This is a genomic window from Bradyrhizobium sp. LeoA1Lang (assembly GCF_055413685.1).
In genome coordinates this window covers 1-255 of sequence record NZ_JBVAPG010000605.1, presented here as the reverse complement: position 1 = coordinate 255, position 255 = coordinate 1, and the positions used below count along the sequence as shown (strand labels likewise).

Sequence of the window (255 nt, the reverse complement as noted above, 5' to 3'; positions counted from 1 at the left end):
GTGCGCTGATCGCTGACAAGGCGTTCGACAGCAACGCCATCATCGCCGATCTCGACGAACGCGGCGCCAAGGCCGTCATCTCCCAGCATCCGCGCCGCGCCAAACCTCTCGCCATCGACGAGGAGATCTACAAATGGCGGCATCTGATCGAAAACTTCTTCTGCAAGCTCAAGGAATTCAAGCGCATCGCGCTGCGCGCAGACAAGACAGATCAAAGCTTCGCAGCCATGATCCATCTGACCGCTGCCGTGATAA

1 protein-coding gene is annotated in these 255 nt (G+C 58.0%); it reads left to right on the top strand.

All coding sequences use genetic code 11. From position 1 onward, the window contains the following. A partial coding sequence (locus tag ACZYOF_RS44680) for a transposase (RefSeq protein ID WP_463719710.1) occupies positions 1–255 on the top strand: 255 nt, incomplete at both ends.